The sequence below is a fragment of the Leclercia sp. M-A074-M genome (assembly GCF_965195605.1).
Classification (GTDB): domain Bacteria; phylum Pseudomonadota; class Gammaproteobacteria; order Enterobacterales; family Enterobacteriaceae; genus Enterobacter.
In genome coordinates this window covers 84,696-106,915 of the sequence record NZ_CBDAHM010000010.1, presented here as the reverse complement: position 1 = coordinate 106,915, position 22,220 = coordinate 84,696, and the positions used below count along the sequence as shown (strand labels likewise).

At 56.7% G+C, this 22,220-nt stretch carries 20 protein-coding genes; 12 read left to right on the top strand and 8 right to left on the bottom strand.

Annotated elements, in window-relative coordinates:
* Positions 1–5: 5 nt before the first annotated feature.
* Together fsa and gldA are read left to right on the top strand one after the other, a co-directional pair.
* A complete protein-coding gene (gene fsa, locus ACOKCT_RS19390; protein ID WP_420193794.1) occupies positions 6–668 on the top strand; it encodes a fructose-6-phosphate aldolase in 663 nt (220 codons plus the stop codon).
* A 12-nt stretch (positions 669–680) separates the two neighbouring features.
* Positions 681–1,778, top strand: coding sequence for a bifunctional L-1,2-propanediol dehydrogenase/glycerol dehydrogenase (gene gldA / locus ACOKCT_RS19385; protein ID WP_420193793.1), 1,098 nt, complete (start codon positions 681–683; stop codon positions 1,776–1,778).
* A 118-nt stretch (positions 1,779–1,896) separates the two neighbouring features.
* Here gldA and katG read toward each other — a convergent pair whose 3' ends face one another.
* The 4 genes from katG to metB all read right to left on the bottom strand — a co-directional run bounded on the left by katG (position 1,897) and on the right by metB (position 8,906).
* Entirely contained in the window at positions 1,897–4,068 is a 2,172-nt protein-coding gene (gene katG, locus ACOKCT_RS19380; protein WP_103177497.1) for a catalase/peroxidase HPI, read from the bottom strand.
* 144 nt (positions 4,069–4,212) lie between these two features.
* Positions 4,213–5,103, bottom strand: a complete 891-nt coding sequence (gene metF / locus ACOKCT_RS19375; RefSeq protein WP_032615268.1) for a methylenetetrahydrofolate reductase — start codon at positions 5,101–5,103, stop codon at positions 4,213–4,215.
* A gap of 207 nt (positions 5,104–5,310) precedes the next feature.
* Positions 5,311–7,743: a bifunctional aspartate kinase/homoserine dehydrogenase II gene (locus ACOKCT_RS19370; RefSeq protein ID WP_156655372.1), complete on the bottom strand. Its 2,433-nt coding sequence runs from the start codon at positions 7,741–7,743 to the stop codon at positions 5,311–5,313.
* 2 nt (positions 7,744–7,745) lie between these two features.
* Positions 7,746–8,906 carry a cystathionine gamma-synthase gene (gene metB / locus ACOKCT_RS19365; RefSeq protein ID WP_103177499.1) on the bottom strand — a complete coding sequence of 387 codons (1,161 nt, stop codon included), beginning with the start codon at positions 8,904–8,906 and terminating at the stop codon, positions 7,746–7,748.
* Between the two features lie 278 nt (positions 8,907–9,184).
* Between metB and metJ the strand changes: the two genes are divergently transcribed.
* Positions 9,185–9,502, top strand: coding sequence for a met regulon transcriptional regulator MetJ (gene metJ, locus ACOKCT_RS19360; protein WP_015966498.1), 318 nt, complete (start codon positions 9,185–9,187; stop codon positions 9,500–9,502).
* A gap of 48 nt (positions 9,503–9,550) precedes the next feature.
* On the opposite strand, the gene rpmE is transcribed toward metJ, so the two are convergent.
* The gene (rpmE, locus tag ACOKCT_RS19355) at positions 9,551–9,763 is read right to left on the bottom strand and encodes a 50S ribosomal protein L31 (RefSeq protein WP_103177500.1); all 213 of its coding nucleotides are present in this window, start codon (positions 9,761–9,763) and stop codon (positions 9,551–9,553) included.
* A 201-nt stretch (positions 9,764–9,964) separates the two neighbouring features.
* Here rpmE and priA point away from each other — a divergent pair, with 201 nt between their 5' ends.
* From priA to rraA, 7 genes are all read left to right on the top strand, one after another.
* Positions 9,965–12,160 (top strand): primosomal protein N', encoded by a 2,196-nt coding sequence (gene priA / locus ACOKCT_RS19350; RefSeq protein WP_420193792.1) that lies wholly within the window; start codon positions 9,965–9,967, stop codon positions 12,158–12,160.
* A 134-nt stretch (positions 12,161–12,294) separates the two neighbouring features.
* Positions 12,295–13,320 (top strand): DNA-binding transcriptional regulator CytR, encoded by a 1,026-nt coding sequence (gene cytR, locus ACOKCT_RS19345; RefSeq protein WP_420193791.1) that lies wholly within the window; start codon positions 12,295–12,297, stop codon positions 13,318–13,320.
* A gap of 93 nt (positions 13,321–13,413) precedes the next feature.
* Entirely contained in the window at positions 13,414–14,415 is a 1,002-nt protein-coding gene (gene ftsN / locus ACOKCT_RS19340; protein ID WP_159340303.1) for a cell division protein FtsN, read from the top strand.
* A gap of 94 nt (positions 14,416–14,509) precedes the next feature.
* Positions 14,510–15,040, top strand: coding sequence for an ATP-dependent protease subunit HslV (hslV, locus tag ACOKCT_RS19335; protein ID WP_032615282.1), 531 nt, complete (start codon positions 14,510–14,512; stop codon positions 15,038–15,040).
* A 9-nt stretch (positions 15,041–15,049) separates the two neighbouring features.
* Positions 15,050–16,381, top strand: coding sequence for an HslU--HslV peptidase ATPase subunit (hslU, locus tag ACOKCT_RS19330; protein WP_103177504.1), 1,332 nt, complete (start codon positions 15,050–15,052; stop codon positions 16,379–16,381).
* Positions 16,382–16,445: 64 nt separating this feature from the next.
* Entirely contained in the window at positions 16,446–17,372 is a 927-nt protein-coding gene (menA, locus tag ACOKCT_RS19325; RefSeq protein ID WP_103177505.1) for a 1,4-dihydroxy-2-naphthoate polyprenyltransferase, read from the top strand.
* A 91-nt stretch (positions 17,373–17,463) separates the two neighbouring features.
* Positions 17,464–17,949, top strand: coding sequence for a ribonuclease E activity regulator RraA (gene rraA, locus ACOKCT_RS19320; RefSeq protein WP_103177506.1), 486 nt, complete (start codon positions 17,464–17,466; stop codon positions 17,947–17,949).
* A 35-nt stretch (positions 17,950–17,984) separates the two neighbouring features.
* Here rraA and ACOKCT_RS19315 read toward each other — a convergent pair whose 3' ends face one another.
* The 3 genes from ACOKCT_RS19315 to zapB form a co-directional block, all read right to left on the bottom strand.
* A complete protein-coding gene (locus ACOKCT_RS19315) occupies positions 17,985–18,311 on the bottom strand; it encodes a hypothetical protein (RefSeq protein WP_139156421.1) in 327 nt (108 codons plus the stop codon).
* 59 nt (positions 18,312–18,370) lie between these two features.
* Positions 18,371–19,039, bottom strand: a complete 669-nt coding sequence (locus ACOKCT_RS19310; protein ID WP_103177508.1) for a hypothetical protein — start codon at positions 19,037–19,039, stop codon at positions 18,371–18,373.
* A 92-nt stretch (positions 19,040–19,131) separates the two neighbouring features.
* Entirely contained in the window at positions 19,132–19,371 is a 240-nt protein-coding gene (zapB, locus tag ACOKCT_RS19305) for a septal ring assembly protein ZapB (RefSeq protein ID WP_103177509.1), read from the bottom strand.
* A gap of 402 nt (positions 19,372–19,773) precedes the next feature.
* On the opposite strand from zapB, the gene ACOKCT_RS19300 reads away from it, so the two are divergent.
* Positions 19,774–20,619: an MIP/aquaporin family protein gene (locus ACOKCT_RS19300; protein ID WP_103177510.1), complete on the top strand. Its 846-nt coding sequence runs from the start codon at positions 19,774–19,776 to the stop codon at positions 20,617–20,619.
* A gap of 21 nt (positions 20,620–20,640) precedes the next feature.
* A complete protein-coding gene (gene glpK / locus ACOKCT_RS19295; protein ID WP_103177511.1) occupies positions 20,641–22,152 on the top strand; it encodes a glycerol kinase GlpK in 1,512 nt (503 codons plus the stop codon).
* Positions 22,153–22,220: the final 68 nt, after the last annotated feature.

Below are 22,220 nucleotides of genomic sequence, written 5' to 3'. Positions count from 1 at the left end.
GAGTCATGGAACTGTATCTGGATACCGCCAACGTGGCGGACGTTGAACGCCTCGCCCGCATCTTCCCCATTGCTGGCGTCACCACCAATCCGAGCATTATTGCCGCCAGCGGTGAGCCGCTCTGGGAAGTCCTGCCGCGCCTGCAGAACGTCATCGGCCCGCAGGGCATCCTGTTTGCCCAGACAATGAGCCGCGACGCCGAAGGTATGGTTGCCGAAGCCAGACGCCTGCGTAAAGCGATCCCTACTATCGTGGTCAAAATTCCGGTTACCGCTGAAGGGCTGGTTGCAATTAAATCCCTTAAAAAAGAGGGTATTACTACGCTCGGCACCGCAGTTTACAGCGCCTCACAAGGTTTGCTGGCGGCGTTAGCCGGGGCGAAATACATCGCGCCCTACGTCAATCGCGTGGATGCCCAGGGAGGCGACGGGATCTGCACGGTACAGGAGCTGCAAAGCCTGCTGGAAATGCATGCACCAGAGAGCAGCGTGCTGGCCGCCAGCTTCAAAACGCCACGTCAGGCGCTGGACTGCCTGCTCGCCGGTTGTGAAGCGATCACCCTGCCGACTGATGTAGCGCAACAAATGCTCAATACGCCAGCGGTAGAGTCAGCCATAGACAAGTTTGAGCAGGACTGGAAAAACGCGTTTGGTAGCCTCAACCTGTAAAGGAGACATAGGATGGATCGTATTATTCAATCACCTGGCAAATACATTCAGGGTGCAGATGTGCTCTCACGCCTCGGCGACTACCTGAAACCGCTGGCGGCGCGCTGGCTGGTGGTGGGCGATAAATTTGTGCTGGGCTTTGCGGAAGAGACGCTGCGCCAGAGCTTTAAACAGGCGGAACTGTACGTAGAAATCGCGCCATTTGGCGGCGAATGTTCACAGAACGAGATCGACCGGCTGCGCAAGCTGGCGAAAAGTGCAGATTGCCAGGCAATCCTCGGCATCGGCGGCGGTAAAACACTGGATACCGCTAAAGCACTGGCGCATTTCATGGATGTCCCGGTCGCCATCGCCCCGACCATTGCCTCTACCGATGCACCCTGCAGCGCGCTTTCTGTTATCTACACCGACAGCGGGGAGTTTGATCGCTACCTGATGCTGCCGCATAACCCGAACATCGTGATTGTGGATACCAAAGTGGTGGCAGGGGCGCCTGCACATCTGCTGGCAGCCGGCATCGGCGACGCGCTGGCAACCTGGTTTGAAGCCCGGGCCTGCTCACGCAGCGGCGCTACCACCATGGCGGGAGGCAAATGCACCCAGGCCGCGCTGGCGCTGGCCGAACTGTGCTACAACACCCTGATTGAAGAGGGTGAAAAAGCGATGCTGGCGGCAGAGCAGCATGTGGTGACTCCTGCCCTTGAGCGGGTCATTGAAGCCAACACCTATCTGAGCGGCGTCGGTTTTGAAAGCGGTGGCCTGGCAGCGGCCCACGCCATTCATAACGGCCTGACCGCCATTCCGGACGCCCATCATTACTATCACGGCGAGAAAGTGGCGTTTGGCACGCTGACCCAGCTGGTGCTGGAGAATGCCCCGGTTGAAGAGATTGAAACCGTCGCGGCACTCTGCCACAGCGTAGGGTTGCCCATCACGCTGGCGCAGCTGGATATTACCGAAGATATCCCCGCTAAAATGCGCCTGGTGGCGACAGCAGCCTGTGCGAAAGATGAAACCATCCATAACATGCCGGGCGGGGCAACGGCGGATCAGGTGTATGCCGCCTTGCTGGTGGCCGACCAGTACGGTCAGCGTTTTATGCAGGAGTGAGAGTAGCCCTTATTGCCGGGTGGCGGCTGCGCCTTACCCGGCCTACAAAACCCGTAGGCCCGTGCAAGCGTAGCGCCGCCGGGCAAAAAAATCCCCGCCGGAGCGGGGATTTTCCTGTTTACAGCAGATCGAACCGGTCGAGGTTCATCACTTTCACCCATGCCGCGACAAAGTCGTTCACGAACTTCTCGTGGGCATCGCTGCTGGCGTAAACCTCCGCCAGGGCACGCAGCACGGAGTTAGAACCGAACACCAGGTCGGCACGACTCGCCAGATATTTGACTTCCCCGCTCACACGATCGCGCCCTTCGAACAGCTCGCTGGATTCATCGGTGGCTTTCCACTGTGTGCCCATATCCAGCAGATTGACGAAGAAGTCGGTGCTGAGTACGCCCACGCGATCGGTAAAGACGCCGCTCTTACCGCCATCAAAGTTAGCGCCCAACACGCGCAGCCCACCCAGCAACACCGTCATCTCTGGCGCGGTCAGCGTCAATTGCTGCGCTTTATCAATCAGCAGCGATTCGGTGGTGGAGACGTCAATCGCCGCCCGGTAGTTACGGAAACCATCGGCAACCGGCTGCAGCAGCGTAAACATGCCGATATCGGTCTGATCCTGACGCGCATCAACGCGGCCTGGCGTAAACGGTACGGTGATGTTGAAGCCCGCCGCTTTCGCCGCCTGCTCAACGCCCACCACACCGGCCAGCACGATGATGTCCGCCAGCGATGCTTTATGCGCCGATTTATAGATCCCTTCCAGCACCGGCAGTACGCGCGCAGCCACGGCGTTGACATCCCAGCTACGCTGCGGTGCCAGCGCCAGACGTGCGCCGTTGGCCCCGCCACGCTTATCGCCACCGCGGAAGGTGGAAGCCGACGCCCATGCCACCGACACCAGCTCGCTGACCGACAGGCCAGAAGCCGCAATGTCCGCCTTCAGGCTTTCGATATCTTCAGCGGTCGGGTGGAAGAACGGCTGCGGCAGCGGATCCTGCCAAATCAGCTCTTCTTTCGGTACTTCCGGCCCGATATAACGGGAAATCGGCCCCATATCACGGTGGGTCAGTTTGAACCATGCCCGGGCGAAGGCTTCGTTAAAGGCCTGCGGATCGTTGAGGAAACGACGGGAAATTTTGTCGAATTCCGGATCGAAACGCAGCGTCAGGTCGGTCACCAGCATGGTCGGTTTACGTTTTTTCGACGGGTCGAAGGGATCCGGCATAATTTCCGGCGCATTTGACGCTTCGAACTGGATAGCACCAGCCGGACTGCGGGTTTGCACCCAGTCGTATTTGTAGAGATTTTCGAAGAAGTAGTTGCTCCACTGGGTCGGCGTCTGGGACCAGATCACCTCCAGGCCGGAGGTAATGGCGTCCGCCCCGATACCGGTACCGTGGGTGCTGGCCCAGCCCAGGCCCTGAGCCTCAAGCGGGCCGCCTTCCGGATCGACACCCACATGGCTGGCTTCCCCTGCCCCGTGGGTTTTACCCAGCGTATGGCCGCCTGCGATCAGCGCGACGGTCTCTTCATCGTTCATCCCCATGTTGCCAAAGGTGGCGCGGATAGCCGCTGCCGCCGACAGCGGTTCACCGCTGGCGTTGGGCCCTTCAGGGTTAACGTAAATAAGCCCCATCTCGGTGGCGCCAATGGCGCTTTTCGCCAGGCTTTCCGGATGGCGATGCTCCAGCCAGGCTTTCTCATCGCCCCAGTTAACGTCCAGATCTGGTTCCCAGACATCTTCGCGTCCGGCGCCAAAGCCAAAGGTTCTGAAGCCAGAGTTCTCCAGCGCCACGTTGCCCGCAAGAATAAACAGATCGGCCCAGGAGATTTTCTGGCCATATTTTTGTTTGATCGGCCACAACAGACGACGCGCCTTATCGAGGCTGACGTTGTCTGGCCAGGAGTTAAGCGGAGAGAAACGCTGTTGACCGCGGCCTGCGCCGCCACGCCCGTCGACAGAGCGATAGGTGCCCGCACCGTGCCACGCCATGCGAATGAACAGACCGGCATAGCTTCCCCAGTCTGCAGGCCACCACGGTTGGGAATCGGTCAGGAGCGCTTTCAGATCGCCTTTCAGAGCGGAGTAATCCAGCTTGCTGAATTCTTTGCGGTAATTGAAATCTTTGCCTAGCGGGTTGGAACGTTCGGAATGCTGGTTGAGAAGATCAATACGAAGTTGTTTAGGCCACCAGTCCCGGCTGTTGGTGCCGGCACCTGCACTCTTGTCATAACTGCCCTGATGGAAAGGGCACTTACCTGAATTCTGGTTCTCGTCGGACGTACTCATCGCTCTGCTCCCTCTATGGTTTTATCGTTAGGATATACACCACCGGGAATAAGAGATAATTGAAACAATCCACAGATTTGATAGTTAATACCGTTGTTATCCGGCTGAAATAAAAAAGCCCTCATCTTACTGAGGGCCTGGTTTTTACAGACCCGGGCGAACACCTAACGTGTGGCAGATCGCGTAGCTCATTTCGGCGCGGTTGAGGGTATAGAAATGGAAATCCTTCACCCCTTCGCGGCTTAAAATCTTCACCATATCCATGGCGATACTGGCACCCACCAGCTTGCGGGTTTCGGCGTCATCGTCCAGGCCTTCATACATCTTCGCCATCCAGTGCGGAATGCGCACGTTGGTCATGTCGGCAAATTTCTTGGCCTGCTTAAAGTTAGAAACCGGCAGGATGCCAGGGATAATTTCCACGTCGATGCCGGCAGAGACGCAGCGGTCACGGAAACGCAGATAGCTTTCAACATCAAAGAAAAACTGGGTGATGGCGCGATTGGCACCCGCATCCACTTTGCGTTTCAGGTTGAGCAGGTCCGCCTGGGCGCTTTTCGCTTCCGGGTGTACTTCCGGGTAAGCCGCAACGGAGATGTCGAAATCGCCCACCTCTTTCAGCAGCGCTACCAGATCGGTCGCGTACATATCCGGCTTACCGCTGCCCGGCGGCAGGTCGCCACGCAGGGCCACGATGTGGCGGATACCGTTATTCCAGTAATCCTGGGCGATGGTGCGTAGCTCGTCGCGGGTGGCGTCGATACAGGTCAGATGCGGGGCAGCTTCCAGACCGGTACGATCCTTAATGCCTTTAATGATACTGTGCGTGCGGTCGCGCTCGCCGGAGTTGGCGCCGTAGGTCACGGAGACAAATTTGGGTTTCAGGCTGCTCAGGCGATCGATAGAGGCCCACAGGGTCTGCTCCATTTCACTGGTGCGCGGCGGGAAAAATTCAAAAGAGACGTTAATCTGGCCGTTTACTTCAGCCAGGCTCTGATTCAGGGCTTCCCGCTGGTTGGCGTGAAAAAAGCTCATACCTTACCTCATCAATCGCGTGTCGTTGTTTGTTATGCTTCGAACTTCTATACGTTTAGACGTCCAGATGTAAAAATGACGGAAAAGCGGACTGGCGTCAACTGAAAATATCACCATTGACGGTGAGGAATGTTCAGGGAAGTTGAAAAAAGTTCAGGATGGGAAAAAAGAAGGCCCGGTAAGCGTTGCGCCACCGGGCATAGGGCTTTACAGCAGCTGCGCCAGACGGTTGATATCGGACTGGATCGCCCCGGCGGTCACGTCGCGGCCCGCACCTGGACCACGGATCACCAGCGGGTTATCGCGATACCAGCGGCTTTCAATGGCGAAGACATTATCGCACGGCAGCAGCGCCGCCAGCGGATGTTCCGGGCGGACAGCCTCAACCCCAACGCGCGCCTTGCCGTTGGCATCAAAACGCGCCACGTAGCGCAGCACCAGACCCATTTCGCGCGCCGCTTCCAGCCGCTGTAGCATCTGCTCGTTCAACGCTTCACCGTTCTCGAAGAAGTGATCCACAGACCCCTCTTCGCAGCCCGCCGGCACCAGCGACTCCACGCGAACCTGACCCGGCTCGATGTCGTAGCCCGCCTCACGCGCCAGGATCACCAGCTTACGCATCACGTCTTTCCCTGAGAGGTCAACGCGGGGGTCGGGCTCGGTCAGCCCCTGCTGCCACGCCTGATCCACCAGGTCGGTGAAGGGTACGGTGCCATCAAACTGCAGGAACAGCCATGACAGGGTGCCGGAGAAGATACCGCTGATCGCCAGAATGCTGTCGCCGCTATCGATCAGATCGCGCACGGTGTGATTCACCGGCAGACCGGCACCAACGGTGGCATTGTAGAGCCAGTGACGGCCCGTTTTTTCAAAGGCGTCATGGATTTGACGATAGTTACGGGTATTGCTGGCGCCCGCCAGCTTGTTAGCGCTGATGACGTGGAAGCCGTGGCTGGCGAAATCAAGATATTGATCGGCCAGCTGCTCGCTGGCGGTGACATCCAGCACCACCAGATCATCATAGGGGTGGGCGCGCATCCACAGGAAGAGCGACTCTTCATCCTGTTCGATGGCTTCATCGTTGAAGAAGGCCAGCGCACGGCTGGCGTCCAGCCCTTCATAACTGAGCAGGCTGCGGCGGCTGTCCACCACGCCCGCCAGTACAAATTCAAAACCGGTACGCGCTGACAGCGTGGTTTGCTCGCGGGCAAACAGCTCCAGCCAGCGGGAACCGATATTCCCTTTCCCAAACAGCATCAAACCGATGCGTTTTTCGGCGCGGAACAGCGACTGGTGCAGGCCCTGGATCAGACTCTCCGTTGGCCCGGTGCGCATGACCGCCACCAGGCTGATGCCCTCCTCGGACTGCCAGGTAAATTCAACCGGCTGCCCCTTCAGCTGCTGCCAGAAACGGTGGCAGTGCAGTGGGTTACGGGTGACGCCCGCGCCCACCATCGCAATCAGCGCCAGCCCCTGACGCAGGCGAAGCTCGCCCGGCAGGCCCGCTTCATCCAGAATCTTCAGCGCGCTGTCGGCCACTTCGGCGGTGTAGCAGAACTGCAGCAGGTGACGATCGGTATGCACACCCACGGCCAGCGGGCGCACCTGGGCACGCTTGAGGATCAGGTCGATCTCTTTATGCGCCAGTTTGAAATCGTGGCCGGCGGGAACGAGGAACTCAATCAGGCAGATATCGTCATGGCTGGTGACAATACGCGCCCCCGTGCCGGAAGCCAGCACGCGCTCAATGCGGGTGGAACCCTGATCCGGCGTATAGCTACAGCGCAGCTGCAGATCGATATCGCTGCCGGAAACCGGCTGCAGGGTACGGGCGTGGAGAACCGGGGCCGCCAGACGGGCCAGCTCGCTGGCTTCATCGAGACGCAGCAGCGGCAGCAGGCAGGCATCTTTAACCTTACGCGGATCGGCGCTATAGACGCCCGCCACGTCGCTCCAGATCGTGACGCGCGACACGCCCGCCAGCGCACCAATCTGCGTTGCGGAGTAGTCGGAGCCGTTACGCCCCAGCAGCACGGTTTCACCCGCATTGCTGCGGCTGATAAAGCCGGTCACGACAATACGTTTATTCGGATGCTGCACCAGCAGCTGCTGGAGCAGCGGATAAGAGAGGCCTTCATCAACCTGTGGCTGAGCGCCACGTTCGGCACGCAGGAAGTCCCGCGCGTCCAGCCATGCGGCCTCCAGCCCCTGCTGTTGCAGAACCGCCGCCATCAGACGGGCAGACCACACTTCACCGTGGCCCACCACCTCGGCGTAAACGGCATCGGTCACGCCGCTGTCGAGTAACGCGGCCAGCCGCTCCAGATCCTGGATAAAGTGGCTGATCAGGCCATCGGCCACGTCGGCAGGCAGTAACCCGGCGATCAATTCACTCTGATAACGGCGTAACGCTTGTTGAACCTGATGCGCAGAGAGACGATCGGTCTGGCTTAACTTCAGCCAGCTAATCAACTGGTTGGTGGTGCTGCCCGCCGCAGAGACAACCATCATGTCCCCCGGCATCGAATACTCTGCCATGATCCCCGCGACCCGCAGGTAACATTTCACATCAGCAAGACTACTACCACCAAACTTGTGCAGCTGGCGACCCTTCGCCCCTGCCTGCGCTATCACACTCATGATTACCCCTTGGCTGCGATCCGGAAGCCATTTTCCAGATCGGCAATTAAATCTTCACAATCTTCAATACCGGTTGAGATACGCAACAGCGTCTCGGAGATCCCGGCGGCGGCACGCGCTTCTGGCGCCATGCCCGCGTGCGTCATGGTGGCGGCGTGGGAGATCAAACTTTCAACCCCACCTAAAGATTCCGCCAGCGTAAACAGTGACAGCCCGCTCAGGAAGCGACGTAGCGTCTGCTCATCGCCATCCAGCTCAAAACTTAACATCGCGCCAAAACCCTTTTGTTGACGCGCAGCAATCTCGTGTCCCTGATTCTCCGGCAGCGACGGGTGATAGAGCTTTTTCACCAGCGGCTGGGTCTTCAGGAAATCGACAATCGCCTGGGCATTACGCTGCGCCACATCCATACGCGGCGACAGGGTACGCAGACCACGCAGCAGCAGATAGCTGTCGAACGCGCTGCCGGTGACGCCGATGTTATTCGCCCACCATGCCAGTTCAGTGACAACCTCTGGATCTTTCGCAATCACCACCCCGGCAACCACGTCCGAGTGGCCGTTCAAATATTTGGTGCATGAATGCAATACCAGGTCTGCTCCCAGTGCCAGCGGGTTCTGTAGCGCCGGACTGAGGAACGTATTATCCACTACACTTATCGCTCCCGCATCCCTTGCAAGCTGACAAATTTTTGCAATGTCCACGACGCGCAGCAATGGATTGCTCGGACTTTCGATTAATACCAGCTTCGGTTTTTCTGCCAGCGCCTGTTTCAGCGCCTGCTCATCACCCTGATCGACAAACAGCACGCGATAGCAGCCACGCTTCGCCAGGCTGTCAAACAGGCGGTAGCTGCCGCCGTAACAGTCGTGTGGGGCCACCAGCAGATCGCCAGGTTTCAGGAACACCGTGGTCACCAGGTGAATAGCCGACATGCCGGTATTGGTCATCACCGCACCTGCGCCACCTTCCAGCTCCGCCAGCGCGCGCTGGGTGACATCACGCGTAGGGTTACCACGGCGCGAGTAGTCATGGGCGCGTGGTTCATTAAATCCGGTGAAGTTATAGGTACTGGAGAGGTGAATCGGCGGGACAACGCAGCCGTACTGTTCGTCATCATTCAATCCGCTACGCACTGCGATGGTGGCCTGTTTACGCGTCATGGTGAAGGCTTCCTGGCTTAATGGATGAAAAGTCAGGCACCAGAGTAAACATTGATTATATGGACGTCAATACATCTGGACATCTAAACTTCTTTGCGTATAGATTGAGCAATGCGCAAATAGCCGTTAAAATTATATGCTTTAGCGCATACCGCAGAGGCAATATCCGTGTCACAACGGCATCTCTACGGTAAACTACGCGCGATTATGGCTAGAACCCCGGCGTATCGCTGCGGTGTCAGCCTCATATTAATGACAGAGAGGATTAAAGGTATCTCATGGCTGAATGGAGCGGCGAATATATCAGCCCATACGCTGAGCACGGTAAGAAGAGTGAACAAGTAAAAAAAATTACGGTTTCCATTCCTCTGAAGGTGTTAAAGATCCTCACCGATGAACGCACGCGTCGTCAGGTGAATAACCTGCGTCACGCTACCAACAGCGAACTGCTGTGCGAAGCGTTCCTGCACGCGTTTACCGGTCAACCGTTGCCGAACGATGAAGACCTGCGCAAAGAGCGTAGCGATGAAATTCCGGAAGAGGCAAAGGTGATCATGCGTGAGCTGGGTATCGACCCGGAGACGTGGGAATACTGATTTACAGATACAAAAAAAGCGCCTTGCGGCGCTTTTTTTTCGGGAAACTTACTTGGAACCCGGGATGCTGAAACGCTTGTTGAAGCGGTCAACACGGCCACCGGTTGCAACGTCACGCTGCTTACCAGTGTAGAACGGGTGGCACTGGCCGCACACGTCCAGGTTCAGATCGTGACCCACGGTGGAGCGGATCTGGATAGAGTTACCGCAAGAGCAGTTTGCAGTAATCATTTCGTATTTAGGATGGATATCTTTTTTCATGGGAGAACCTCAGTTAAGGCCGCGTCGCTCTTCCAGCCCTAACGCCAGACACCACGCGATGTTGAATGTAAGTTCTTTGATGCAAAGTGCACCAAAGGCGGCGAATCATACAGAATTTAACCAGGGTATGCAAACTGATCCGCACGCCGCCTTTCACTAATGTGTATACTAACGCGCCACTTTTCAAGTCAGGAAGATTCGATGCCCGTTGCTCACGTTGCCCTGCCCGTTCCGCTTCCCCGTACCTTTGACTACCTGCTGCCAGACAACATGCAGGCTGAGGCGGGCTGTCGCGTGAATGTGCCGTTTGGCAAACAGCAGCGGGTGGGTATTGTCGTCTCCGTAAGCCAGCACAGCGAGTTGCCTCTCAGTGAACTCAAAAGCGTGGTCGAGGTGCTGGACAGCGAGCCGGTCTTTTCCGCCAGCGTCTGGCGACTGCTGCTGTGGGCGGCCGACTATTATCATCATCCCATTGGCGATGTGCTGTTTCACGCCTTACCCATTCTGCTGCGACAGGGCAAAAGCGCCAGCCATGCGCCGATGTGGTACTGGTTTGCCACCGAGCAGGGCCAGGCGGTAGATATTAATAGCCTGAAACGTTCCCCGAAACAGCAGCAGGCGCTGGCGGCGTTACGCCAGGGCAGGATCTGGCGGCATCAGGTTGAGAGCCTCGACTTTAACGACGCGGCGTTGCAGAGCTTACGTAAAAAAGGGCTGAGCGAACTGGCCTGCGAAGCCCCAGCGCTTATCGACTGGCGCGACGGCTTTAGCGTCGCGGGCGACCGTCTGCGGCTCAATACCGAACAGGCGACCGCCGTTGGGGCGATCCACAGCGCGTCCGATCGCTTTTCAGCCTGGCTGCTGGCGGGCGTGACCGGTTCCGGTAAAACTGAAGTCTATCTGAGCGTACTGGAAAATGTGCTGGCTCAGGGCAAGCAGGCGCTGGTGATGGTGCCGGAAATCGGTCTGACCCCGCAGACCATCGCCCGTTTTCGCGAGCGCTTCAACGCCCCGGTCGAGGTGCTGCACTCCGGCTTAAATGACAGCGAGCGCCTGAGCGCCTGGCTGAAAGCGAAAAATGGCGAAGCAGCAATCGTGATTGGCACCCGCTCATCCCTGTTTACACCCTTTAAAAATCTCGGGGTGATCGTCATCGACGAAGAGCACGACAGCTCTTATAAACAGCAGGAAGGCTGGCGCTATCACGCCCGCGACCTGGCGGTCTATCGCGCCCACAGCGAACAGATCCCAATCATTCTCGGCTCCGCGACCCCTGCGCTGGAGACGCTGCATAATGTGCGCCAGCGAAAATACCATCTATTACGCCTGACGCGGCGGGCGGGTAATGCCCGTCCTGCCATGCAGCACGTACTGGATCTGAAAGGTCAGCCGGTGCAGGCCGGGCTAGCCCCGGCGCTGATCGCCCGCATGCGCCAGCATTTGCAGGCCGACAACCAGGTGATTCTGTTTCTCAACCGTCGCGGCTTTGCCCCGGCGCTGCTGTGCCACGACTGCGGCTGGATCGCTGAATGCCCGCGCTGCGATCACTACTATACCCTGCATCAGGCCCAGCACCATTTGCGCTGTCACCACTGCGACAGCCAGCGACCGGTGCCGCGCCAGTGTCCTTCCTGCGGCTCGACCCATATGGTGCCGGTCGGTCTGGGCACCGAGCAGCTGGAGCAGGCGCTGGCCCCCTTCTTCCCGGGCGTGGCTATCTCACGTATCGATCGCGACACCACCAGCCGCAAAGGTGCCCTTGAGCAACAGCTGGCGGAAGTGCATCGCGGCGGGGCGCGTATTCTGATCGGTACCCAGATGCTGGCCAAAGGACACCACTTCCCGGACGTGACCCTGGTGGCGCTGCTGGATGTCGACGGGGCGCTCTTCTCGGCTGATTTCCGCTCCGCGGAGCGCTTTGCCCAGCTCTATACCCAGGTGGCAGGCCGTGCCGGGCGCGCCGGTAAACAGGGCGAGGTGGTGCTACAAACCCACCACCCCGAGCATCCGCTGCTGCAAACCCTGCTGCATAAAGGCTACGACGCCTTCGCCGAACAGGCGCTGGCGGAGCGTCAGACCCTGCAACTCCCACCGTGGACAAGCCATGTGATTATCCGCGCCGAGGATCACAACAACCAGCAGGCGCCACTGTTCCTCCAGCAGCTGCGCAACCTGCTGCAGGCCAGCCCGCTGGTGGATAATCAGCTGTGGATTTTAGGTCCGGTTCCGGCCCTGGCCCCCAAGCGCGGCGGACGCTATCGCTGGCAAATCCTGCTGCAACACCCTTCCCGGTTGCGGCTACAGCATATCGTCAGCGGCACGCTGGCGTTGATTAATACCCTGCCGGAAGCGCGTAAAGTGAAGTGGGTCCTGGACGTTGATCCTATCGAAAGCTAAAAAAGGGTGGGAGGCGGATCGAAAAATTAAACACGACTCACACTTTTTATGAAAATTCTGTAACCGCTTCCATTCGCAATCTGATAAAACTGACACAGTCAGAAGTGCGGTGATACGCCTGCGAGGAGAAGAAGTTGAAGTCCAGGAAAGAGGTTGCCTCGGCGACCATGAAAGATGTTGCCCTGAAAGCAAAAGTCTCAACGGCAACGGTATCCCGAGCATTAATGAATCCCGACAAAGTCTCTCAGAGCACGCGTAACCGTGTTGAGCAGGCTGCGCTGGAGGTGGGTTATCTGCCCCAGGCTATGGGCCGTAACGTCAAACGGAACGAATCCCGCACCATTCTGGTCATTGTGCCCGACATCTGCGATCCCTTTTTCAGCGAAATTATCCGCGGTATCGAAGTGACCGCCGCCGCGCAGGGCTACCTGGTGCTGATTGGCGACTGCGCGCATCAGAATCAGCAGGAAAAGACCTTCATTGACCTGATTATCACCAAGCAGATCGACGGTATGCTGCTGCTCGGTTCGCGCCTGCCCTTTGATGCCAGCATTGAAGAGCAACGCAATCTGCCGCCGATGGTGATGGCCAACGAGTTTGCCCCTGAGCTGGAACTGCCTACCGTCCATATTGATAACCTCACCGCCGCCTTTAACGCCGTGAATTATCTCCAGGAGCTGGGCCACAAACGTATCGGCTGTATCGCCGGACCGGAAGAGATGCCGCTGTGCCACTATCGCCTGCAGGGCTATGTTCAGGCGCTGCGCCGCACCGGGGCGACGGTGGATCCGCACTGTATCGCCCGGGGCGATTTTACCTATGCCGCAGGCGGCCTGGCGCTGGAAAAACTGCTGTCGTTGCCGCAGCCGCCGACCGCGGTGTTCTGTCACAGCGACGTGATGGCGCTGGGCGCGCTCTCCTATGCCAAACGGCGCGGTCTGAAAGTGCCGAAAGACCTCTCAATCATCGGCTTCGATAATATTTCTCTGTCTGAATTTTGCGATCCTCCGCTCTCGACGGTGGCACAACCCCGCTATGATATTGGCCGGGAAGCGATGCTGCTGTTACTGGATCAGCTGAACGGACAAACAGTTAGCAGCGGCTCCCGTTTACTGGACTGTGAATTGATCGTCAGAGGTTCAACCCAGGCCCTGACTTAAAGTAAACGCCTTTCAGACGTCCTCATCTGGTCAAAGGCCCGTCGCTTAAGTAACATGACGGGCTGACAAACGAAAAAATACAGCGAAACGATAGTGGCACAACGAGATTATGTACGTCGCGGCCAGCCGGCACCTTCGCGACGCAAAAAGAGTAGCTCACGGAAACCGCAACGCAGCAGCCTGCCCGCAGTCTCACCGGCTATGGTGGCGATCGCGGCGGCGGTCCTGGTGGCATTTATCGGCGGCCTCTGGTTCATTACGCACCATAAAAAAGAAGAAGCAGAAGCGCTGCAGGGCAATAAAGTGGTCGGCAATGGCTTGCCCCCTAAACCGGAAGAGCGCTGGCGCTATATTAAAGAGCTTGAGAGCCGCCAGCCGGGCGTGCGTGCGCCTACCGAACCCTCTGCGGGTGGCGAAGTGGTGGATCCTAACCAGTTAACCAACGAACAACGTCAGCTGCTGGCACAGATGCAGGCCGATATGCGCCAGCAGCCTACCCAGCTCAACGAAGTGCCGTGGAATGAGCAGACGCCAGCACAGCGTCAGCAAACGCTGCAGCGCCAGCGCCAGGCGCAGCAACAAATTCAGCAGCAACAGCAGCAGCAGTGGGCGCAGTCCCAGACGGTACAGCAGCCGAAAACACAGCAGCGGGTGACGGAACAACCGTACCAGCAGCCTAAGGTGGCACAGACGCAACCGGCGCAACCGGCGCAACAGCCGAAGACGCAGCCTGCGAAGCAAAATAGCAACACGCAGCCGTATCAGGATCTGCTGCAAACCCCTGCGCATACCACTGCGCAGCAGCCGAAAGCCGCGCCGGTCACCAAAGAGACCGAGGCGCCGAAGCAAACGGCTGAGAAGAAAGATGAACGTCGCTGGATGGTGCAGTGCGGTTCCTTTAAAGGCGCAGAGCAGGCGGAAACCGTACGTGCTCAGCTGGCCTTTGAAGGCTTTGACTCACGCATTACCACCAATAACGGCTGGAATCGCGTAGTGATCGGTCCGGTTAAAGGCAAAGACAATGCCGATGGCACCATCAGCCGTCTGAAGATGGCAGGTCACACAAACTGCATTCGACTCGCTTCCGGGGGTTGAAACCCCCAAAATCCCCCCCATCTATCATTCTATTCAGCCCTGAGCACTGGCTCAGGGCCTCTATTTTCCGAATGTGTAACCAGGGGGTCTGCTCGTGACAACAATAGTAAGTGTACGCCGTAACGGCCAGGTGGTGATTGCCGGTGATGGCCAGGCCACGCTGGGTAATACCGTCATGAAAGGCAACGTGAAAAAAGTGCGTCGTCTGTATAACGACAAAGTGATCGCCGGTTTTGCGGGCGGTACTGCGGACGCCTTCACGCTGTTTGAGCTGTTTGAACGTAAACTGGAAATGCATCAGGGCCATCTGGTGAAAGCTGCCGTTGAGCTGGCGAAAGACTGGCGTACCGACCGTATGCTGCGCAAGCTGGAAGCACTGCTGGCGGTGGCCGATGAAAATGCCTCGCTGATCATCACCGGTAACGGTGACGTGGTGCAGCCAGAAAATGACCTGATTGCTATCGGTTCCGGTGGCCCGTACGCCCAGGCCGCCGCCCGCGCGCTGTTGGAAAACTCCGATCTGGGCGCACGCGATATCGCTGTGAAGGCGTTGGATATTGCAGGTGATATCTGCATCTATACCAACCACTTCCACACCATCGAAGAATTGCCGTCTAAGGCGTAAGGATTTCTCATGTCTGAAATGACCCCACGCGAAATTGTCAGCGAACTGAACAAACACATCATCGGCCAGGATAACGCCAAGCGTTCTGTGGCGATTGCCCTGCGTAACCGCTGGCGTCGTATGCAGTTGGATGAAGTGCTGCGCCATGAAGTGACGCCAAAAAACATTCTGATGATTGGCCCAACCGGTGTTGGTAAAACCGAAATCGCCCGTCGTCTGGCTAAACTGGCCAACGCACCATTCATCAAAGTCGAAGCGACCAAGTTCACCGAAGTGGGCTATGTCGGTAAAGAAGTGGACTCTATCATCCGCGATCTGACCGACTCTGCCATTAAGATGGTCCGCGTCCAGTCCATCGAAAAAAACCGCTATCGCGCTGAAGAGATGGCGGAAGAGCGTGTGCTGGATGTGCTGATCCCACCGGCGAAAAACAACTGGGGCCAGGCAGAACAGCCTGCTGAGCCATCCGCTGCGCGCCAGGCGTTCCGCAAAAAACTGCGTGAAGGCCAGCTGGATGACAAAGAGATTGAGATCGAGCTCGCCGCCGCGCCAATGGGCGTGGAAATTATGTCTCCGCCAGGTATGGAAGAGATGACCAGCCAGCTGCAGTCTATGTTCCAGAACCTGGGCGGGCAGAAGCAAAAGCCGCGTAAGCTGAAAATCAAAGACGCGATGAAGCTGCTGATTGAAGAAGAAGCGGCGAAGCTGGTGAACCCGGAAGAGCTGAAGCAGGACGCTATCGACGCGGTTGAACAGCACGGTATCGTGTTTATCGATGAGATCGATAAAATCTGTAAGCGCGGCGAATCCTCCGGCCCGGACGTTTCCCGTGAAGGCGTACAGCGCGACCTGCTGCCGCTGGTTGAAGGCTGCACCGTCTCCACCAAGCACGGCATGGTGAAAACCGATCACATTCTGTTTATCGCCTCTGGCGCGTTCCAGGTTGCCAAGCCGTCGGATCTGATCCCGGAACTGCAGGGCCGTCTGCCGATCCGCGTTGAGCTGCAGGCGCTGACCACCGAAGACTTCGAGCGCATCCTGACCGAACCAAACGCCTCCATCACCGTGCAGTACAAAGCGCTGATGGCGACCGAAGGGGTGAACATTGAGTTCACCGAAGATGGGATCAAGCGTATCGCCCAGGCCGCATGGCAGGTTAACGAGACCACCGAAAACATCGGTGCGCGTCGTCTGCATACCGTGCTGGAACGCCTGATGGAAGATATCTCTTATGATGCGAGCGACCTGAATGGTCAAAGCATTAAAATTGATGCCGACTATGTGAGTAAGCACCTTGATGCTTTAGTAGCAGATGAAGATCTGAGCCGTTTTATCCTATAATCGCGGCAATTGCATTTTCATCACAAATGATGGGGCTGAAAGGCCCCATTTTTATTGGCACATAATTACTATGACTGAAATCAGCCGTACGCAGGCCTGGCTGGAAAGCCTGCGTCCTAAAACGCTCCCTCTCGCTTTCGCCGCCATTATTGTTGGCACTACCCTCGCGTGGTGGCAGGGGCATTTCGACCCGCTGGTGGCTGCCCTGGCGCTGCTGACCGCCGGGCTTCTGCAAATCCTCTCTAACCTCGCTAACGATTACGGGGATGCCGTCAAGGGCAGCGATAAGCCCGACCGCATCGGGCCATTGCGTGGAATGCAGAAAGGGGTGATCACCCAGGAGGAGATGAAACGGGCGCTGATTATCACCGTCGCGCTGATCTGTCTTTCCGGGATTGCGCTGGTGCTGGTGGCCTGTAAAACCCCGGCGGATGCGGTCGGCTTCCTCGTGCTCGGTCTGCTGGCGATTGTCGCGGCCATCACCTATACCGTCGGCACCCGCCCTTACGGTTACATCGGGCTGGGGGATATCTCCGTGCTGGTCTTCTTCGGCTGGCTGAGCGTGATGGGCAGCTGGTATCTGCAGGCGCACTCGTTAATTCCTGCCCTGTTCCTGCCAGCCACCGCCTGCGGCATGCTGGCGACAGCGGTGCTGAATATCAACAACCTGCGCGATATCGACAGCGATCGTCAGAACGGTAAAAACACCCTGGCGGTGCGGTTAGGCGCGGTGAATGCGCGCCGTTACCATGCCTGCCTGCTGATGGGTGCCCTGCTCTGTCTGGCACTGTTTAACCTGCTTTCCCTGCACAGCCTGTGGGGCTGGCTGTTTGTACTCGCCACGCCGCTGCTGGTTAAACAGGCGCGCTACGTGATGCGCGAGCAGAGCGCCTCGGCCATGCCGCCAATGCTGGAACGCACGGTAAAAGGCGCACTGCTGACTAACCTGTTGTTCGTGATAGGGATTATTCTTAGTCAGACGCTAAATTAGCTGACAAATATCAATTAACAATTGATGATTTTGCCAACAATGCAATTCGCGCGATATACTGAAAACACTCGCAGCAACTGAACTTAAGCCTATGAAATACGATACCTCCGAGCTTTGTGACATCTACCAGGAAGATGTCAACGTCGTAGAACCGCTGTTTTCCAACTTTGGAGGACGGTCGTCGTTTGGCGGACAAATCATTACGGTGAAATGTTTTGAGGACAACGGGTTGCTGTACGATCTGCTCGAACAGAACGGCCGTGGACGCATTCTGCTGGTTGATGGCGGCGGCTCCGTGCGTCGCGCGTTAATCGATGCAGAACTTGCCCGTCTCGCCACCCAGAACGAGTGGGAAGGCATTGTGGTCTATGGCGCGGTGCGTCAGGTGGATGACCTCGAAGAGCTGGATATCGGCATTCAGGCGATTGCGGCCATTCCGGTTGGCGCAGCAGGTGATGGCATTGGCGAAAGCGACGTGCGCGTCAATTTCGGCGGGGTGACCTTCTTCTCCGGCGACCATCTCTATGCCGATAACACCGGCATTATCCTCTCTGAAGATCCGCTGGATATTGAGTAGAAAAAAAGGCCATCTGTTATGTAGATGGCCTTTTTTTAATTATCTTTATTCGTATCGTAATGAGTAATGCGGAGTTCAAACACCCCCTTCTTTTCCTCTACCGCTATGCTCATTGTTGCATGACGATCCGGATAGTTATCAATCCAGGTTTCAAGCTTTTCGTGCATCCTCTGAAGATCACTCTTTTGGATACCGGTGAAAGTGAGTGTACTGATCTGCAAACCACTCCCTTCAACGGTTTGCTTCGTGAAATACCAGTTTTCTGTGATCCTTGGTGCATCCTTGAGTGGTTTGGGCGTTAATAAGTAATATTGAATTAGATTGCCTTGTTTATAATATTCATCAGAAAAGATTCTGGTCATTATTACGCAATAGAGCACGGCCACCAGAACGAATAGAAAAATGATGACATGCCTACATTTCATATACGAACCTCCCTGACGACGGAAGGATCAGATACTGGCACAATAGAATCCATAAATGCAGGCAAATGGCCCGGGAATGGTTGGTGTTTTAGGCGCTTATCCTTAGGGTCTGGAAACAGTAAGGGAAGGACACTTTTATTTTTAAATTGCCCAACGGGGCCATAGTAGTCCCAGATGCGATAAGCTTTCTCTTTGGAACAAATGTCCAGGAAAGGTGTGTAATCTGCATAGTTAACGGCCTGGCAGAAACCAAAAAGATTAGAAACTAAATCTTCTGCGCTGTAACCGCTATCCGTAATCAGAATATAGGGCCAAAAACCCTGCAAGGATTCAAAGCTGTGAGAAGTACTCATAAAAATGGATAAGGCGACTCCTCTTAAGACCTCTTCGCTTAAGCCTCTCCGCACTAAAAAACGTCTGTATATCCCGGTTGTCGTATTTAATCCTGCGATGTTCCTGGACATGCTTTGATGATAATGGATTTCAAACCAGTCAGCGCCTCCTGCGCCAGGCATTATCATTTGTTGCCATAATCGTTCAGCACCGAAGGGATTTGCGTGCCCTAAGTCTATCCATCCCAGATTTTCTGTATAAATGAGGCCAGAGGGAGTATTACGGGTAATATATCGGTCAGAATTATCAATAATATCGCTTCGCTTTGTCATCTCGCATTCCTTATGAGTAACATGTTGAGCGATCTTATTCCTGCAAAATAAAAAAGGCATCCATTGTGGATGCCTTTTTCAGGAATTCGGAATCAGACCTCTTCCATGCGCCCGAGCAGAGCATGCAGACGATCCTGCCAGCCGTTCTGCTGTTCGCGCAGCTGGTGGTTTTCACGCTCCAGCTCTTCACGACCATGCTGAGCAGTCTGAATTTCCTGCGACAGCGCGTTGTTTTTTTCTTTCAGCTCTTCGATTTCCATCTGCAGCAGGGTGATGGTATCAATCGCCTGCTGTACTTTCGATTCCAGTTTCTCAAACACTTCTAACGACATAATGCTACCTCTCCTGAATTTGCAAGGCGACGCTTGACGTAAACGCGCACAACACCTGGTGTCGATTGTATGGAGCCCCGCCCTCCCTGTCCAGCGGCAGACCGCGCAGATTGCGGTTTGCAACACTTTTCAGTCTCCTCCTGGTGCATTCGCGCCATATACCCCTAAATTGTTAACACTTTAGTTAATAGAAAGCTTACTCCCCCTTTCGCTTACAGCAGTTCTCGCCCGCTTCATGGCGCGTTATCGCTCATTTTGTTGACGCGGCACACACATTTTAAGTTCGATATTTCTCGTTTTTGTTCGTTAACGATAAATTAACACTATGTCTACAGGACATCGTGCCGGTCATGGCGACCGTCGCGCCAACAATAACCATTAATCATTTTTCAGGATCCGATTATGAGTGAAACATCAACCTTAAAAGGCCAATGCATCGCAGAGTTCCTGGGTACTGGGTTGTTGATTTTCTTTGGCGTAGGATGTGTGGCTGCACTGAAAGTGGCGGGTGCCAGTTTCGGTCAGTGGGAAATCAGTGTGATCTGGGGTCTGGGCGTGGCGATGGCTATCTACCTGACGGCGGGTGTTTCGGGTGCGCACCTCAACCCTGCGGTCACCATCGCGCTGTGTCTGTTTGCCTGCTTCGACAAACGCAAGGTTGTGCCTTTTATTGTGGCGCAGTTTGCTGGTGCGTTTTGTGCAGCGGCGTTAGTTTACGGGCTCTATTACAATCTGTTTATCGACTTCGAGCAGACGCACCATATGGTGCGTGGCAGTACCGAAAGCCTTGAGCTGGCGGGGATCTTCTCCACCTATCCTAACCCGCACATTAACTTTGTGCAGGCCTTCGCGGTGGAGATGGTGATCACCGCCATCCTGATGGGTACCATCCTGGCGCTGACCGATGACGGCAACGGCATTCCGCGCGGTCCGCTGGCGCCGCTGTTGATTGGCCTGCTGATTGCGGTGATCGGCGCATCGATGGGACCGCTGACGGGCTTCGCCATGAACCCGGCCCGCGACATCGGACCGAAAGCTTTCGCCTTTATTGCCGGCTGGGGCGACGTTGCCTTCACCGGCGGCAAGGATATTCCTTACTTCCTGGTGCCGCTGTTCGGCCCTATTGTAGGTGCTGCGCTGGGAGCATTTGGCTATCGTAAGCTGATTGGCCGCCACCTGCCGTGCGACACCTGTGTCACAGAGGAGAAGGACGCCACCTCTGCCACACAACAAAACGCTTCGCTGTAATCTGACTACGGGACCACAACTATGACCGACAAAAAATATATCGTTGCGCTCGACCAGGGCACGACCAGCTCCCGCGCTGTCGTTATGGATCATGACGCGAACATCGTCAGCGTGTCGCAGCGCGAATTCGAGCAAATCTATCCTCGTCCAGGCTGGGTTGAACACGACCCGATGGAGATCTGGGCGTCGCAAAGCTCGACGCTGGTTGAAGTGCTGGCGAAAGCCGATATCAGTTCCGATCAGATTGCGGCAATTGGCATCACCAACCAGCGTGAAACGGCCATCGTCTGGGAACGCGAAACCGGTAAACCGATTTACAACGCCATCGTCTGGCAGTGCCGCCGCACAGCGGACATCTGCGAGAAGCTCAAGCGCGACGGCATGGAAGAGTACGTGCGTAGCGCCACTGGCCTGGTGGTGGACCCCTACTTCTCCGGCACCAAGGTAAAATGGATCCTCGACCACGTCGAAGGCTCTCGTGAGCGTGCCAAACGCGGTGAACTGCTGTTCGGCACCGTGGACACCTGGCTTATCTGGAAGATGACCCAGGGGCGCGTCCACGTCACCGACTACACCAACGCCTCGCGCACCATGCTGTTCAACATCCACGATCTGGACTGGGATGACAAAATGCTGGACGCGCTGGACATCCCGCGCGCCATGCTGCCGCAGGTACGTAAGTCGTCTGAAGTGTACGGTCAGACCAACATCGGCGGTAAAGGCGGCACCCGTATTCCAATCGCCGGGATCGCCGGTGACCAGCAGGCGGCGCTGTTTGGCCAGCTGTGCGTGAAAGAAGGGATGGCGAAAAATACCTACGGCACCGGCTGCTTTATGCTGATGAACACCGGCGAGAAGGCAGTGAAATCGGAGCATGGCCTGCTGACGACTATCGCCTGCGGCCCGCGCGGCGAGGTGAATTACGCGCTTGAAGGCGCAGTGTTTATGGCCGGAGCCTCTATCCAGTGGCTGCGCGATGAGATGAAGCTTATCAGCGACGCCTTCGACTCGGAGTATTTCGCCACCAAGGTGAAAGACACCAACGGCGTGTACGTCGTGCCGGCCTTTACCGGGCTGGGCGCGCCCTACTGGGATCCCTATGCCCGCGGGGCGATTTTCGGCCTGACGCGTGGGGTAAACTCTAACCACATCATCCGCGCCACGCTGGAGTCGATTGCCTATCAGACCCGTGACGTGCTGGAAGCGATGCAGGCTGACTCCGGCATTCGTCTGCACGCCCTGCGCGTGGATGGCGGCGCAGTGGCAAACAACTTCCTGATGCAGTTCCAGTCCGACATTCTGGGTACCCGCGTGGAACGCCCGGAAGTGCGTGAAGTGACGGCGCTGGGTGCGGCCTATCTTGCCGGCCTGGCGGTTGGCTTCTGGCAGAACCTGGACGAACTGCAGGAGAAAGCGGTCATCGAGCGCGAATTCCGTCCGGGTATCGAAACCACCGAGCGTAACTACCGTTATAGCGGCTGGAAAAAAGCCGTGAAACGCGCGCTGGCCTGGGAAGAGCACGACGAGTCATAATACCTCCCCCTCACCCCGTCGGGGTGAGGGGTCCAAACCGCCTCTCCCACTCTGTGATAAACTTCGTG